At 69.7% G+C, this 13892-nt stretch carries 11 protein-coding genes and 1 pseudogene; 4 read left to right on the forward strand and 8 right to left on the reverse strand.

Annotated elements, in window-relative coordinates:
- Window positions 1-48: 48 nt before the first annotated feature.
- The 4 genes from OHB21_RS15065 to OHB21_RS15080 are packed head-to-tail and all read right to left on the reverse strand — an operon-like array spanning window position 49 to window position 5045.
- Entirely contained in the window at window positions 49-1506 is a 1458-nt protein-coding gene (locus OHB21_RS15065) for an aldehyde dehydrogenase family protein (RefSeq protein ID WP_067508176.1), read from the reverse strand.
- 26 nt (window positions 1507-1532) lie between these two features.
- A complete protein-coding gene (locus OHB21_RS15070) occupies window positions 1533-2627 on the reverse strand; it encodes a Zn-dependent alcohol dehydrogenase (RefSeq protein ID WP_067508178.1) in 1095 nt (364 codons plus the stop codon).
- Window positions 2624-3421: an enoyl-CoA hydratase/isomerase family protein gene (locus tag OHB21_RS15075; protein ID WP_067508180.1), complete on the reverse strand. Its 798-nt coding sequence runs from the start codon at window positions 3419-3421 to the stop codon at window positions 2624-2626. Before OHB21_RS15075 ends, OHB21_RS15070 begins: the two co-directional genes overlap by 4 nt.
- A gap of 10 nt (window positions 3422-3431) precedes the next feature.
- Window positions 3432-5045, reverse strand: a complete 1614-nt coding sequence (locus OHB21_RS15080; RefSeq protein ID WP_195141980.1) for a class I adenylate-forming enzyme family protein — start codon at window positions 5043-5045, stop codon at window positions 3432-3434.
- A gap of 217 nt (window positions 5046-5262) precedes the next feature.
- Between OHB21_RS15080 and OHB21_RS15085 the strand changes: the two genes are divergently transcribed.
- The gene (locus tag OHB21_RS15085) at window positions 5263-5943 is read left to right on the forward strand and encodes a TetR/AcrR family transcriptional regulator (protein ID WP_067508185.1); all 681 of its coding nucleotides are present in this window, start codon (window positions 5263-5265) and stop codon (window positions 5941-5943) included.
- A gap of 52 nt (window positions 5944-5995) precedes the next feature.
- On the opposite strand, the gene OHB21_RS15090 is transcribed toward OHB21_RS15085, so the two are convergent.
- The 3 genes from OHB21_RS15090 to OHB21_RS15100 are packed head-to-tail and all read right to left on the reverse strand — an operon-like array spanning window position 5996 to window position 8788.
- Entirely contained in the window at window positions 5996-6700 is a 705-nt protein-coding gene (locus tag OHB21_RS15090) for a gamma-glutamyl-gamma-aminobutyrate hydrolase family protein (protein ID WP_084537535.1), read from the reverse strand.
- Window positions 6701-6750: 50 nt separating this feature from the next.
- A complete protein-coding gene (locus OHB21_RS15095) occupies window positions 6751-8130 on the reverse strand; it encodes a glutamine synthetase family protein (protein WP_067508189.1) in 1380 nt (459 codons plus the stop codon).
- Window positions 8123-8788, reverse strand: coding sequence for a hypothetical protein (locus OHB21_RS15100; RefSeq protein ID WP_067508191.1), 666 nt, complete (start codon window positions 8786-8788; stop codon window positions 8123-8125). The genes OHB21_RS15095 and OHB21_RS15100 overlap by 8 nt, the downstream gene beginning before the upstream one ends.
- A gap of 140 nt (window positions 8789-8928) precedes the next feature.
- On the opposite strand from OHB21_RS15100, the gene OHB21_RS15105 reads away from it, so the two are divergent.
- A complete protein-coding gene (locus OHB21_RS15105) occupies window positions 8929-9927 on the forward strand; it encodes an alpha/beta hydrolase (RefSeq protein WP_067508193.1) in 999 nt (332 codons plus the stop codon).
- Between the two features lie 520 nt (window positions 9928-10447).
- Window positions 10448-11128: pseudogene (locus OHB21_RS15110) on the forward strand (amidohydrolase family protein); the annotation flags it as partial.
- A 536-nt stretch (window positions 11129-11664) separates the two neighbouring features.
- Here OHB21_RS15110 and OHB21_RS15115 read toward each other — a convergent pair.
- Window positions 11665-12339, reverse strand: a complete 675-nt coding sequence (locus OHB21_RS15115) for a hypothetical protein (RefSeq protein ID WP_067508195.1) — start codon at window positions 12337-12339, stop codon at window positions 11665-11667.
- 492 nt (window positions 12340-12831) lie between these two features.
- Here OHB21_RS15115 and OHB21_RS15120 point away from each other — a divergent pair, with 492 nt between their 5' ends.
- Window positions 12832-13821 carry a zinc-binding alcohol dehydrogenase family protein gene (locus OHB21_RS15120; protein WP_195141981.1) on the forward strand — a complete coding sequence of 330 codons (990 nt, stop codon included), beginning with the start codon at window positions 12832-12834 and terminating at the stop codon, window positions 13819-13821.
- Window positions 13822-13892 lie beyond the last annotated feature (71 nt).

Raw genomic sequence — 13892 nt, forward strand, 5'->3', positions numbered from 1 at the left:
CTTAATTCGCGGCGTGTGCGTGTCCCTGGGTTCCGAGGTGGGTGCGCGCTACAGGGGGAGGTCGGGCGAATCCACGCCCACCACGCGGTCGCCGCAGAACACCCGAACGGATTCGCCGGGCCCGTGCCCGCCGATTCCCGAAGTGCCCCAGAAACTCTGGGCCGAATCGTCACCGAGATCAGCGATCTTGGCGCCGTTCACGCGCACCTCGCCCGACAGCACCCGGGAGCCGATCTCGATCGCGCGATCCAGATCGCCACCGAACACATACGCGTCCAGGCCCGAAGGGTTGGCGTTGGCCGCGCGCAGTGCCTCCTCGTCGGACTCGACGGCGTGCAGGCTGATCAGCGGTCCGAACAGTTCGGCGGTCGCCGCCGACGGGTCGATTCCCGAAGCGACGGTGGGCGAGAGGAAGAACCCGCCGAAGGCCGGGAGCCGCGCGGGCTGATGGATCGTCGCGCCGAGGGCGCGCAGTTCCTCGATCCGGTTGCGCAGCGTGGTGAAGTGCGGGGCGTTCGAGATCGGGCCGAGCCGCGTGCTCTCGTCGAGGGAATGCCCGATGTCGACGCGGGCGATGCGGTCGAGTAGCGCGTCCAGCAGCGGTTGGGCAATGTCCTTGTGCGCCAACACTTTGCCCGGACCTTCGCACCACTGGCCGTTGAGTTTGGTCATGCCTTCGAGGATCCCGTCGGCGGCCACGTCGATGTCGGCGTCGTGCAGCACGAGAGCCGGGTTGTTGCCGCCCAGTTCGAGCTGGAGCACCTTGAAGTCCTCGGCGGCCGCGCGGGCGATCGCGCGGCCCGCGTTCGGACCGCCGGTGAACGAGACGACCTTCACCCGGTGATCGCCGGTGAGCGCCGCGCCCACCTCACCCGCGCCGTGGACGAGTTGGAGCGCGCCGGCGGGCAGCCCCGCCCGGACGAAGCACTCCACCACGATCTGCGCACTGCTCGGCGCGTGCTCGGACGGTTTGAGGATGACCGGGCACCCGGCCGCCAGCGCGCTCACCACTTTCGCCGCGGGGATGAAACTCGGCCCGTTCCACGGGGTGAGGATCGCCGCGGGCCCCCACGGCACCTTGTACAGCCGCACGTCGCGGCCGTCGGACTTCAGCGCCGTGCGCCGCGGGAGCGCGCGCAGGTCCGCGGCGGTCGCGCGAATCCGGTGCGGGAGGAACCCCGCGATGATCCTGGCCTTCGCGATCGGGACGCCGCTGGTGAGGGCGTCGGTTCTGGCGATGTCCTCGATCCGGGTCTCGAGCAGCGCGGCCGCGCGCTCGAGGACGGCCGCGCGCTCCTCGCTCGCGGCGTCCTCCCAGCGGTCGAAACCGTAGGACCGCTCGGCATGCCGCAGGGCCCGCTCCACATCCTCGGGGGCGGTGGTGACGGTGCGGTGGACGGGTTCGCCCGAGTTGGGGTCGAGATTCCACGCGTCCGGGACCGTCCGGCACTCGGACCACTCGTCGGCGATGTAGTTGATCGGTTGGGGCAGTGACGGATTCGACATCTGCGGCCTCCTATGTCGGGGTGTGGTCACACGGTCAGGTCGGCGACGATGCGGGTCACCTCGCCCGACGTCATCGCCTCGAAGCCCTTGTCGATCGCGCGGAACGGGATCACGTCGGTGACCATCTCGTCGAGCAGCAGTCGGCCCTGGAGATACAGGCGCGCGAACTGCGCGATGTCCTCGCGCGCCTGGCCCGACCCCATGTACGAGCCGACCAGGCGCTTCTCGCCGAAGAAGAAGTCGGCGGCGGGCAGGGTGAGTTCGGTGCCGTCGGGCGCGATGCCCACCAGGCAGGCGGTGCCCGTGGCGCGCAGCACCGCCAGCGCGGTGGCCGCGGTGCGCGCGGAACCGACGGCCTCGAACGCGTAGTCCACCCCGTCGCCGAGCGCCTCGCGAATCTCGGCGGGCACATCGGACGTGCCGTTCACGACGTGCGTGGCGCCGTACCGCCGGGCCGCCGCCAGCCGGGCGTCGTCCAGATCGATGGCGACGATCGCCGAGGCGCCGGCCAGGCGTGCCCCCTGAATGATGGCCGAACCTACACCGCCGCAGCCGATTACGGCCACCGTGGCGCCCGGCCGCACCCGCGCGCCACGGAACACCGCGCCGACGCCGGTGACCACGCAGCACGAGAGCAGGCACCCGACGTGCAGGCCCACCTCGTCGGGCACCCGGACCAGCGAGTTCTCCCGCAGGAGGGTGTGGCGGGAGAACGCGCCGATGTCGCCGAGCCGTTCGACGGCGCGGCCGTCGGGTAGCTGGAACGCCGGGCGGGGCCGCCGTCGGATCTCCGCGACGCGCTCGCATTGCGTCGAGCGGCCCACCGCGCAGTTGCGACACAGCCCGCACGAGGGGGTGAGCGCGCCGACCACGCGGTCGCCCGGCCGCAACGAGGTCACGGCCTCGCCCACCGTTTCGACGACGCCCGCCACCTCGTGGCCCACGACCACCGGCAGGTCGGCGTGCACGGTGCCGGTCATGTAGTGCAGATCGCTGTGGCACAGGCCCACATTCGAGACCGCGACGCGCACTTCGTGCGGTTGCGGATCGTCGACGAGGATGTCGGTGAATTCGAGCGGCTCGTTCAGCGCGGTGAGCAGTGCTGCCTCGGTGGTGATCACAATCGGCTCCGATCTCGGTTGCTGGTCTCGGGCGCCGTCGGCGCGGTGCTCTTGGCTGCCCAGAAGCCGCCGATGCCCTCGGTGAAAGCGCCGGATTCCCACGCCTGGCGGGCGGCGTCGTCCTCCCGGGCGAAGGCGGCCTCGATGTCCTCAGGCCGCGGCCGCAGCAGGCCCAGGTGCAGCGCTGTGGTGCGGGGGTCCGAATTCCATTGCGCGACCGTGTCGATGGCGTGGTCCAGCAGTGCCTCCGGCGCCACGATCTCGTCCAGCAGCCCGATGCGCAGGGCCTCTTCGGCGTCGATCCGGGGCGAGCCCAGGATGACGCGCATCGCGTGGTTGCCCACCAAACGACCCATGAGCACGCTCGATGCGTTGGAGATGATGATCCCGCGGTGGTTTTCGGGCTGGTAGTACTCGGCGGCGGGCGTGCCGATCCGCGCGTCGCAGCACAGCGTGATCTCCGAGGCGCCGCCGACCGCGATCCCGTTCACGGCCGCGATCACCGGGACCCTCGTCGCGAGGACGGCCCGGGTGATGTCGTGGAACGTCGCGAACGCCTCGCGGATCTCGTCGTAGGTGGACGGCACCGACTGGAGGTCCTCGCCGGCGGAGAACGCCCGTCCCGTGCCGGTGAGCACGATCCCGCGCACGAGATCGCCTGTCCCGTAACGGCGTATCGCCCGCGCGAGCCGCACGCGCGTGGCGACGTCCATCGCGTTGAGCTTCGCCGGGCGGTTCAGGGTGAGCACGGCGACGTCGCGGTCGAGGCGCTCGTCCAGATAGCTGTCGGTCATGGCTGGCTCCTCAGTTGCCGGTGCGCGGTGGCCGCAGGTCGTAGGTGGTGCCGGGATGCTCGGCGGCGCGCGCCTTCAACGCGGGCTTGGAGACCCGTTCGGACGGGGTGCGCGGGAAGTCGGCGACGAACTCGACATAGCGCGGAACTTTGAAGCGAGCCAACTGGTTCCGCGCGGCGTTCACGATCCGCTCCGCGGTCGCGTGGCTCTCCTCGACGCCGGGTTTCAGCTGCACGAAGGCCTTGACCTCCTCACCGAACAACTCGTCCGGGACGCCCACCACCGCCGCGGCGACGATGGTGTCGTCGCGTTCGAGGACGCGTTCGACCTCGGCGCTCGCGATGTTCTCCCCGCCCCGGCGGACCATGTCCTTGATCCGGCCGACCAGGCGGTAGCCGCCGGCGTCGCGCACGGCGACATCGCCGGTGCGCAGCCAGCCGTCGCGCAGGACCTTCGCGGTGTCCTCGGGGCGATTCCAGTAGCCGAGCATCATCGGGCGGCCCGAGGTGATCAGCTCGCCGGGTTCGCCCTCGCCCACCTCGTGACCCTCCGGATCGACGATCCGAATCCGCTTGGTGGGGATGGGATTTCCGAGTCGTCCGCTGCCGACATCGGCCGTGTCCCCGGGTAGGCTGACCAGGTCGGCCCCGCTCTCGGTCATCCCGTAGATCTCCCGCCACGGCGCGCCCCACCGCTGTTCGAGCCGCGCGTGCAGCGCGGCGGGGATCGCCGAGCACAGCACCAGGCGCAGGTCGTTGTCCCGGTCCTGCGGGGTCGGCGGCTGCTTGAACAGCAGTGTGGGCATCGAGCCGAGGACGTAGCAGAAGGTGGCCCGGTGCCTGCGGACATCGGCCAGGAAGCCGGAGGCCGAGAACCGGGGGAGCACCACCAGCGGCGCGCCGATCGTCAGGCACAGCGCAGTGTTCCACTGCGGGTCCATGTACGAGTACGGCTGCGAGGTGAGCACCACGTCGTCGGGCCCGAGGCCGGCCGCGCCCGCGCAGATCCAGCCCAGCCGGACCCAGTAGTCGTGGGTCAGCATGCACGCCTTCGGGAATCCCGTGGTGCCCGAGGTGTATTGCAGGTTCGCGAGGGTCTCGGCGGCGACGACCACCTGCGGCCCGGCCGCCGGAAAGCCCGCGAGTTCACTCCGCGAGGCGACCTCGACGATGCGGAGGTCGCGCAGCTCGCCGTTCGCGGCGCGCACCTCCTCGACCAGCGGGGTGTGCTCGGCGTCGGTGAACACCACGCGCGCACCCGAATCGCGGAGCACGAATTCGAGATCCGCGCTGCGGTACGACGAATTCACCGGCACCGCCACGCCGGCCGCCTTCAGGATCGCGAACCAGGCGACCGGCCACTCCACGACATTGGGCAACATGATCGCGACCCGGTCGCCGGGGCGGACCCCGTCTTCGGTCGCCAAGCGCCGCGCCAGGCGCGCGGTCCACTCCTCGATCGCGCCGAAGGACCAGGATCCCCGCTCGAACCGGAGGAACTCGCGGTCCGGCGACTCGGCGGCCCGGTGTGCCAGCAGACCCACGAGGGTGTCGATCGGCGGATCCATCGCCAGGCGATCGAGCGCGGTCTCGCGCTCGGTGCGAAGGGAGTCGACTTCGGTCATGTGGTTCTCCGGGGCTGGAACGGTGACGGACGGGCCGATCGCGACGTCGGGAGCCGGAACGCGCCACGGCGGGAATCGGTCTGTGAGGCCTGTCATAGACAGTAGCCCATTGCAGTCAAATGATCCAGTCATTTGACTGATAAATTCGAACGGAAGACACTGGTAACGTAGATTTGACTTGATCATCTGTTCAGTACCGGCTCGACAGGAGAGACGTATGGCTCGCATTCCCGCCGCCGAACGCAGTGCCGAACTGGTGGCGGCCGCCGTGCACGTGATCGCCACCCACGGGGTGGACGGCGCCACCACGCGCCGCATCGCGGAGGCGGCGAACGCGCCGCTGGCCACGCTGCACTATTGCTTCTCCTCGAAAGAAGTGCTGTTCTCCGCGGTCTTCGAATACGTCGCCGCGCAGTATCGGGACGTGCTCGTGCGCAGCGATGTGCACGGCGACCTGGAGACCACCGCGCGCGGGCTGATGCGCGGTGTGCTGGAGTGGTACCTGGAGAACCGGGAGTTCTGCGCGGCGATCGTCGAGCTGATCAGCTGGGCCAAACGCCAGGAGGGCGAGCAGGCCGAAATGGTCTACAACGAGGCGTTCGCGACCATCCGGACGATCCTCGAGAACGACGCCACGGCCTCGGGCCGGACGGTCGATTCGGACACCCTCGACGAACTGGCCTATGTCGTGACCGCGCTCTCCGACGGGTTCGCCCTCAACTGGCTGGTGTTCGACGACAGCGCGGCGGCCCGGCGGCAGATCGACCTCGTCCTCGGCGCGCTCGATGTGTGGATGGCGGCGAACCTCGGTGCCGGGTCCGGGCCCGCCGCCGTGGTTCCCGAGGTGGAGCCCGCGCAGGCCAAGCGTTCGCTCGTCTCCTGGGTGAGCGTCAGCTGACGGAATGCCGCTGCTGCCCACTATCTTTGGGCGGCAGCGGCATTCGCGTCGGTCAGAGTCGCGCGGCGGCCGCGTCGACGATCCAGCGCAGTGCGCCGTCGTCGCCCACCATCCACTCCGGATGCCACTGGACCCCGAGCGCTGGCGCGTCGGAGAGCTCCACCGCTTCGGCGACGCCGTCCGCGGTGCGGCCGGTGACGACCAGTCCCTTGCCGCAGATGTCGATCGCCTGGTGGTGCCACGAATTGGTCACCAGCCGGTCGCCGAACACCGCGTGCGCGCGGGTGCCGGGATCGAATGTCACCACGTGCTCGGGGTCGCCGTCCGACAGCGGCCCCGTCGCCATGAGGTGACGCACGGGGCCCGCGGGCAGGTCGGGGATCAGCGTGCCGCCGAGCGTCACGTTGAGCACCTGCATGCCGCGGCACACGCCGAGCAGCGGGAGCTCGCGGTCCAGCGCGGCCGTGGTCAGCGCGGTCTCGAACATGTCCCGGTCCAGGTCGTGGACGCCGGGATCCGAGAGCGGGTCGATATCGCGGACCGCCGACTCGTCTCCGCCCCAGCAGCTCGGGTGCACGTCCTGGCCGCCGGTGATCACCACGCCGGACAACCAATCGCACAGGGCGTGCGGATCGGCGTCGTAGGGCAGCATCACCGGCACGCCGCCCGCGCGCGCGATCCGGTGCGCGAAATCGGACATGAAACTGTCGGTGAGTCGGTGTCCGTAGCCCGGGTGGCTGCCGCTGATCAGATTCATCCGGAACCGCCGGCCGGTGAGTCCGATCAGCGGTTTCCTCCGGTCGGCGCTCACGGGAACTCGAAGTAGCGCAAGGACTCCCACTCCGACAGCTCCGCGAACGGATCGCCGCCCGCGGTGTGGAACCGCATCCACTCCCAGCGCCGCGAGCCGACCCAGAAGTCGACGAACTCCTCGCCCAGAATCTCGCGCAGGACCGGGTCCGCGTCGAGGGCGTCGGCCGCTTTCGACATGGTGTCGGGGATCCGTTCGATGCCCAGCCCCGGCGGTACGCACCACGCCATATCGCTCACGGGCTCGGGCGGTTCGATCGCGCGTTCCAGTCCGGCGATCACGCCGGCCAGCACGGCGGCGACCGCCAGGTAGAGGTTGGCGTCGGCGCCGGGCACGCGATACTCCAGGCGCGAGTACTCCGGGTGGCCGCAGACGGCGCGGACCGACGTGGTCTTGTTGCTGATGCCCCAGGAGATGGTGGTCGGCGGACCGCTGAGGTCCACGAGCCGCCGGAACGACGTGATCTGGGGCAGCACGATCGAGGTGGCGCCCGGCATCGTCGCGAGCAGGCCGCCGATGGCGTGCCGCATCACCTCCGACGGGCCCTCCTCGGCGAAGAACGCGTTCGCGCCGTCGCACCGCAACGACAGGTTGATGTGCGAGGCCTGGCCGTAGCCCGCGGTGGGCTTGGCCATGAACGTCACGGTGTGCCCGCGCTCGAACGCCACCTCGCGCAGTACCTGGCGAGCGCGCGCCCACGCGTCACAGACCGAGATCGGCGCTCCGGGAACGAGATTGAGCTCGGCCTGGCCCGCCGCGTCCTCGTCGCTCCATGCCTCCCATTCGAGACCGATCTCGTCGAGGCGGTGCTCCACCGCCGTCATGTAGTCGATCCAATCCTTGGACCTGGCCAGGTGATACGCGGTGCCCGCGGAGCCGCCGAGCGGCGTCAGGTCGCGGTAGCCCTTCGCCCGCGCCTCGTGGATCGACTCCTCGAACAGGGTGGTCTCGATCTCGACGGCGATGGTCGCGGTGTAGCCGAGCGCGCCGAGCCGGTCCACCATCTTGCGCACCAGATTGCGCGGGCAGATCGACACCGGCTCACCGGTTTTCAGCCAGAAGTCGCCGATCACCGAGGTCACCTCGGGGCTCCACGCGACCGCCGTCGCCATGTCCGGGCGGAAGTAGAGGTCCTCGAGGTGGCCGCGCCAGGAGGGGTAGGCGAAGCCGAAATGCGGCTGGTTGCCCAGATCGAGGCCGAACAGGAGATCGGCGAAGGCGAAGCCCGAGCTCGAACACGCGGCGAACTTCCTGGGCGCCACCATCTTGCCGAGGAACGAGCCGTCGTGGTTCGTGGCCTCGAGGCGGTAGGCCCGCACGCCGGGACGCGTTGTCTCGGAGGCGTTCTCGACGGTGGGGATGAGCAGGTCAGACATCGTAACGAACCTTCCAGGACGCGCCGGCCACGACCGATAGCTGAGACATGGTGCCGCGCAGCCCGATCGCGCCGCTCGCCAGAACGGCGACGAGATCGTCGGCGCCGCTGAAGATCCCGGCCAGGGCGTCCGGGGGACCGGCGATCAGATACTGGGTCTCGCCCTCGCCGAGCACGGCGGTCTCGATGCCGCCCGTCTCGTCGGCGGCGACCGCGATCAGCACGTCGGGGATGCCGCGCAGCGAGCGCGCGGCGCTCCAGAAGCTCGCGGCCGCCTCGCGCCAGTCGGGCACCGGTGGGCGGAGGGCGTCCAGGATGGCGGCCGCCACGTCGGCGGGGCCGTCCGGGTCGACGGCGGGGGCGAATCGCGCGTTCAGATCGACCACGAGCGTCACATCGGGCTCGACGAACACGCCGCTCGACACCGCGATCACACCGCCCCCGAACACGACCGTCGCGGCCTGTGGTGTGTCGTGGGAACGAAGGGCCACCACGGCGTTGAGCTCCCGCAACGTGGTGTGGGCGTGGCCCGCGCGGACCGAGTCCCGCAGCGTGCGGCCGATCAGGCGGACGATCGGGCTCGCGTCGTCCTCGAGCCGCACCTCGACGTCCGCGGCTGCTCCGGCGGTGCGCGCCGGTGGCGCGATGGTTTCGGTCATCTCCGGTCCTTTCGACTCGGCAGGATCGCGTGCGCGGCGGGCCGGTTGATCACGGTCCCACATTGTCGCTTGTCTGGGTCATTTGACTATGATGGTGCGGTACGGATCACACTTTGTCAACGACACGGAAGGTGGCCGCGATGAGCGAGGGCCCGCCCAGCTGCTGGAATCTCTTGGACGACAACGCGAGAGCGGTAGCGGAGGCAATCGCCGCCGCACTCCCCGCGCCGCTGCGCGAACTGGGGCCGGAACTCGCCAGAACCCTGCTCGCGACCCAACCGGCGGATACTCCGCGCACGCCCGTCGACGTGGTCGAGGTGATGCTGATTCCGACCCGGGCGGGCGCGGCCAGGGCCCGCCTGTATCGCCGAAGCCGGGCCGAGCGCGCGCCGGCCCTGTTGTATCTGCACGGCGGCGGGTTCGTGCTCGGCACCTTGGACGGCGTGGACGAGCTGTGCCGCGCGATCGCGGCGCGCACCGGATGGGCGGTGATCTCGCTCGAGTACCGGCTCGCCCCCGAAGCCCCGTACCCCGCCGCACTCGAGGACGCCGTGGACGCGTTCGCCTGGCTCCGGGCCTCGGCGACGAGCCTCGGGATCGATCCCGCCGCGATCGCCGTCGGCGGCGACTCGGCGGGCGGAAACCTCGCGGCCGCACTGTGTCTCGCGCAGCGCGACGCCTGCGGGCCCATGCCGGTCGCCCAGGTGCTCGCCTATCCCGCCGTCGACAATCGGTTCGCGCGTCACTCGTGGACGGAGTTCGCCGACGCCCCCTTGCTCACCGCCGCCGACGCGAAATGGTGCTACGGCCTATATGCCGGCGCCGAGTTCTCCGATGCCCTGGCCGCCCCGATGCGGGCGGAATCATTACGCGGCCTGCCGCCCGCATTGATCGTGACGGCCGAAGTGGACCCGATCCGCGACGACGCCGAAGCCTTCGCCGCGCGCCTGGCGGCGGAAGAAGTCCCGGCCACCGCCATTCGCTACGACGGGGTATTTCACGGCTTCTTCCCCGAGATCGGCGTGTACCCGCAATCGGAGCAGGCCATCGGCGCGGTGTGCGAATTCCTCCGGCGGATGTCGCCCCCGGACTTCCTCGCAGCAAATGGCGCTGGTCGCGACCAGCGCGGCGTACTCTGACGCCCGAAAGATCATCTCGGCGTTGTGTCACGTCCCGAAGGATCTGTCCCCGGACTCGACGATCGGTCATCCGGCGCTCTGCTCACTGTTTGGTAACCGGACGTGGTGCTGGCCCTGAACGGAAAAGGACGCTGCCATGTCGCGATCTCCGGGGTGTAGCTGTCGATTGTCCGCAGGGTTGACTCGGCGGCATTTCTTCGCCGTGCTGGGGGTGGCATCGATCGGGGCCGCGGTGCTGACGAGCGCGTGCACGTCGGACGATCCGAGTCCGGTGTAGGCGACCACGACTCCCGCGCCGCCGCCCAAGCCGGACAGCTTGTTCCGCAATGTGCGGGTGCTCGATGTCCGGCAGGGCGTGCTGGGGGATCCGACGGATGTCCTGATTCGCGGCAATACCATTTCGGCGATCGGCACGGGTCAGCCCGCCGCCGACCAGACCGAGGTCATCGACGGGCGTGGCCGCACCTTGATGCCCGGATTGATCGACAACCACGTGCACCTGGTGTTCGGCAGCGCGTCGATGGCCGACCTGAACGATCCCGAGAAGACCCCGGAGTTCTACGCCCGCGCCGCACTCACCTCGGCCGGCGAGATGCTGATGCGCGGTTTCACCTCCGTCCGGGATATGGGCGGCCCGATCTTCCCGCTCAAAGCGGCCATCGATGCGGGGCAGGCCAAGGGGCCGCGGGTGTGGCCGTCGGGCGCGATGATTTCCCAGACCTCGGGCCACGGCGACTTCCGCACTCCCGAGGAAAGGTCGCGCCGCTTCACCGGAAAGCAGTCGCGCGCCGAGGAAATCGGCGCGACATTCATCGTCGACGGCCGCGACGAAGTACTCACGGCAGCGCGCGAGAACCTGCGCATGGGCGCGAGCCAATTGAAACTCACTGCGGGTGGCGGCACCTCCTCGGCGTACGACCCGGTCGACGTCACGCAGTTCACGCTCGACGAATTACGCGCCGCCGTCGACGCGGCCGGCGACTGGAACACCTATGTGGCGGTGCACGCCTACACGCCCAAAGCGGTGCAGCGGTCCGTCGAAGCCGGTGTTCTCTGCGTCGAGCACGGGCAACTGCTGGACGAACCGACGGTGAATCTGCTCGCCGAACGCGGCGTCTGGCTCAGCGGCCAATACCTGCGCCCCAATACCGAGAGCATGTCGGCCGAGCGCCGCGCGAAGCGCCAAGCCGTCCTGGAGGGGAATTCGGTCGTCTGGCCGATGGCCAAGAACGCCGGCGTGAAACTGGCCTGGGGAACCGACTTCCTGTTCGAGCCGGAATTGAACGCCGAGCAGAACAATTTCCTGCTCCCCCTCGCCGAATGGTTCAGCCCCGGCCGAACTCCTGCGCCTGGCCACCCTCGACAACGCCGGCCTCCTGGCCCTCAGCGGCCTCCGCAGCCCCTACCAAGGCACGCTGGGCGTCGTCGAGCCCAACGCCCTGGCCGACCTGATCCTCGTCAACGGCGACCCGCTGGCCGATATCGACCTCATCGGCGACCCGACGACCAACTTCGACGTGATCATGAAGGACGGGGTGATCTACAAGAACGCGTAGATACGCCGCGCCGCCCGAAATTCGGCAGCCATCGAATCCGGCCGGGAGAGTCGAATGGGGTGCGAACTATGCGCTGGGGCAAGCGCTTCGGCGATCACTGTGGTGAGACGGCGACGTCGACCGCGCGCGGCGGTGAATGTGTCGGCGTCGGTGACCATGTGGATCAGCGACGCCGATCCGATCACCGGCGTCGGAGCCCCTCCAGGACCGCCGCCCGGACGGGGTGGTCGTCGGGGTACCGTTTGGCGATCCGGCGCCAGGCGTTGCGGCCCGCGATCGGCGCCGCGTGCACGGATTCGGTGATGGCGAGGGCGTCCGCGGCGTCCAGAGACGACACGTCGGCGATCGACCCTTCGAGTTCGTCCGACATCGCGATGCGGGTGGTGATGACGCGGCCCGCGAGGCGGTCGTTCTCCGTGGGGGACAGTGGGATCAGCAGATCGGGTGTCGTTCCGCCGTCCAGAACGCGGACACGGACGAGATCGGCGGCGGCAGGCAGATCGCCGGAAGCGGATACGGTGATCCGCGTTCCGGAACTGCTGCCGGGCGCCCTGATGTACTCGAGTCCGGACGCGGCGTCGGTCACCTTCTGGATCGGTGCCGCGGTGCTGGACGCGGCGGCGCGGATCGTGGTCGTCCATGCCGGGATTCGGGTCCGGCGGGCGTCGAGCGCGATCGGCGGATTCGGGTCCGCGGCCCACCGCCGTGTCAGTCGTTCGGCGATCCGGAGACCGGCCGCCTTCGCCTCGTCGTCCAGTTCGTCGTCGGTGTCGACATCCTCGACGGCGGTCAGCAGCCGGTCCAGCGGTGCTGTGCCGCGCCGCCGTCGCGGAGGGGCCGCGCGCCACGTCCGCACTGCTCGATTCGCCCGAGGCCGATGTGCTGGCATGGCAGTCGCGTGCGGTCTGGCACCGGCGGATCGATCGCCGCGACGATCGGCGGCGCCCTCGTAATGATCGCCGTCAATTGCATTCCCAAGGGGAGTGACGAACTCGCTTTCGGTGCCTACGACAGCAAAGAAGTGCAATGCCGCCCGGGATCAACTGATCCCGGGATCCTCGCACCCGGGCCTCGCCTGGTCGATCTCCCACTGCTTCAGTCCGAATGCGCCGATGCAGTTCAACGATCGCTGGCTCGAGTCCGGCCGGTGGTACTTCTTCCTGGCGTGAGGTGACCGCCGATTACGTCGAGCCACCTTCCCCGGCCGGTACGAGGAAGGTGGCTCGACGTTGACGGCCTATACGCGACCGGCCGGACGGCTGCGCCAGCCGCACGGTCGGGTCGACGGATAATCCGTTGCACGCCCGCGGTGCGTGCGTCGGGCTGCCTGGGCTGTCACAGTGGGAAGATGCGGGCATGGCGGGTCAAGGAGCCGGGGCCGGTGGATGGGGCGCCGGTGGTGATGGAGGCCGTGGGTGTGCCGGAGGCGGGGGACGGGGAGTTGCTGGTGCGGGTGCTGGCTTGTGGGGTGTGCCGGACGGATCTGCACGTGGTGGAGGGGGATCTGGCGGTGCATCGGCCGGGGGTGGTGCCCGGTCACGAGATCGTGGGTGAGGTGGTCGAGGGGGCGGCGGGGTTCACGGTGGGGGAGCGGGTGGGGATTCCGTGGTTGCGGTACACGTGCGGGGAGTGTCGGTACTGTCGGCGGGGCGCCGAGAATCTGTGTCCGAATTCGCGGTACACCGGGTGGGACGCCGACGGTGGATACGCCGAATATGCCACGGTGTCAGCTGATTTCGCGCTGCGGTTGCCGCCGGGTTACGGCGATGAAGAGGTGGCGCCCCTGTTGTGCGCGGGGATCATCGGGTATCACGCGCTGCTGCGGGCCGATCTGCCAGAGAAGGGGGTACTGGGGATCTACGGTTTCGGCGGTAGTGCGCATCTCACCGCGCAGGTGGCGCTGGCGCGGGGCGCACGGGTGCACGTGATGACCAGGGGCGCCGCGGCTCGTGAACTGGCGACGGCGCTCGGAGCGCATTCGGTGCAGGGGGCGTCGGACCCGCCGCCCGAACCGCTGGACTCGGCGATCCTCTTCGCACCCGTGGGGGAACTGGTGTTGCCGGCGCTGGAGGCGCTGGACGCGGGCGGCACCCTCGCCCTGGCGGGCATCCACCTGACGGACATCCCGCCGTTGAACTATCAGCGACATCTGTTCCGCGAGAGGCAGATTCGCAGCGTCACCTCGAATACGCGGCGGCAGGCCGCCGAGTTCCTGGCGTTCGCCCAGGGGCATCGGCTGCACGTTTCGACCCACGCCTATTCCCTGGACCGCGCCGATCAGGCGCTGCGCGACCTCGCGCACGGGAGGTTCGACGGGGCCGCGGTGCTGGTGCCGTAGCTCGCGGAGGACAACGCGAAAATGCCCGGTGCACAATCGATGTGCACTGGGCACTCGCACTCTAGAGGTGC

Origin of the sequence: Nocardia puris, assembly GCF_036051655.1 — a bacterium.
Classification (GTDB): Bacteria; Actinomycetota; Actinomycetes; order Mycobacteriales; family Mycobacteriaceae; genus Nocardia; species Nocardia puris.

Bases quoted from the DNA above. Each gene is read 5' to 3' on its own strand.
- OHB21_RS15065 (WP_067508176.1), bottom strand. From the start codon at position 1,506: ATGTCGAATCCGTCACTGCCCCAACCGATCAACTACATCGCCGACGAG.
- OHB21_RS15075 (WP_067508180.1), bottom strand. From the start codon at position 3,421: ATGACCGACAGCTATCTGGACGAGCGCCTCGACCGCGACGTCGCCGTG.
- OHB21_RS15080 (WP_195141980.1), bottom strand. From the start codon at position 5,045: ATGACCGAAGTCGACTCCCTTCGCACCGAGCGCGAGACCGCGCTCGAT.
- OHB21_RS15085 (WP_067508185.1), top strand. From the start codon at position 5,263: ATGGCTCGCATTCCCGCCGCCGAACGCAGTGCCGAACTGGTGGCGGCC.
- OHB21_RS15090 (WP_084537535.1), bottom strand. From the start codon at position 6,700: ATGAATCTGATCAGCGGCAGCCACCCGGGCTACGGACACCGACTCACC.
- OHB21_RS15095 (WP_067508189.1), bottom strand. From the start codon at position 8,130: ATGTCTGACCTGCTCATCCCCACCGTCGAGAACGCCTCCGAGACAACG.
- OHB21_RS15100 (WP_067508191.1), bottom strand. From the start codon at position 8,788: ATGACCGAAACCATCGCGCCACCGGCGCGCACCGCCGGAGCAGCCGCG.
- OHB21_RS15105 (WP_067508193.1), top strand. From the start codon at position 8,929: ATGAGCGAGGGCCCGCCCAGCTGCTGGAATCTCTTGGACGACAACGCG.
- OHB21_RS15120 (WP_195141981.1), top strand. From the start codon at position 12,832: ATGCGGGCATGGCGGGTCAAGGAGCCGGGGCCGGTGGATGGGGCGCCG.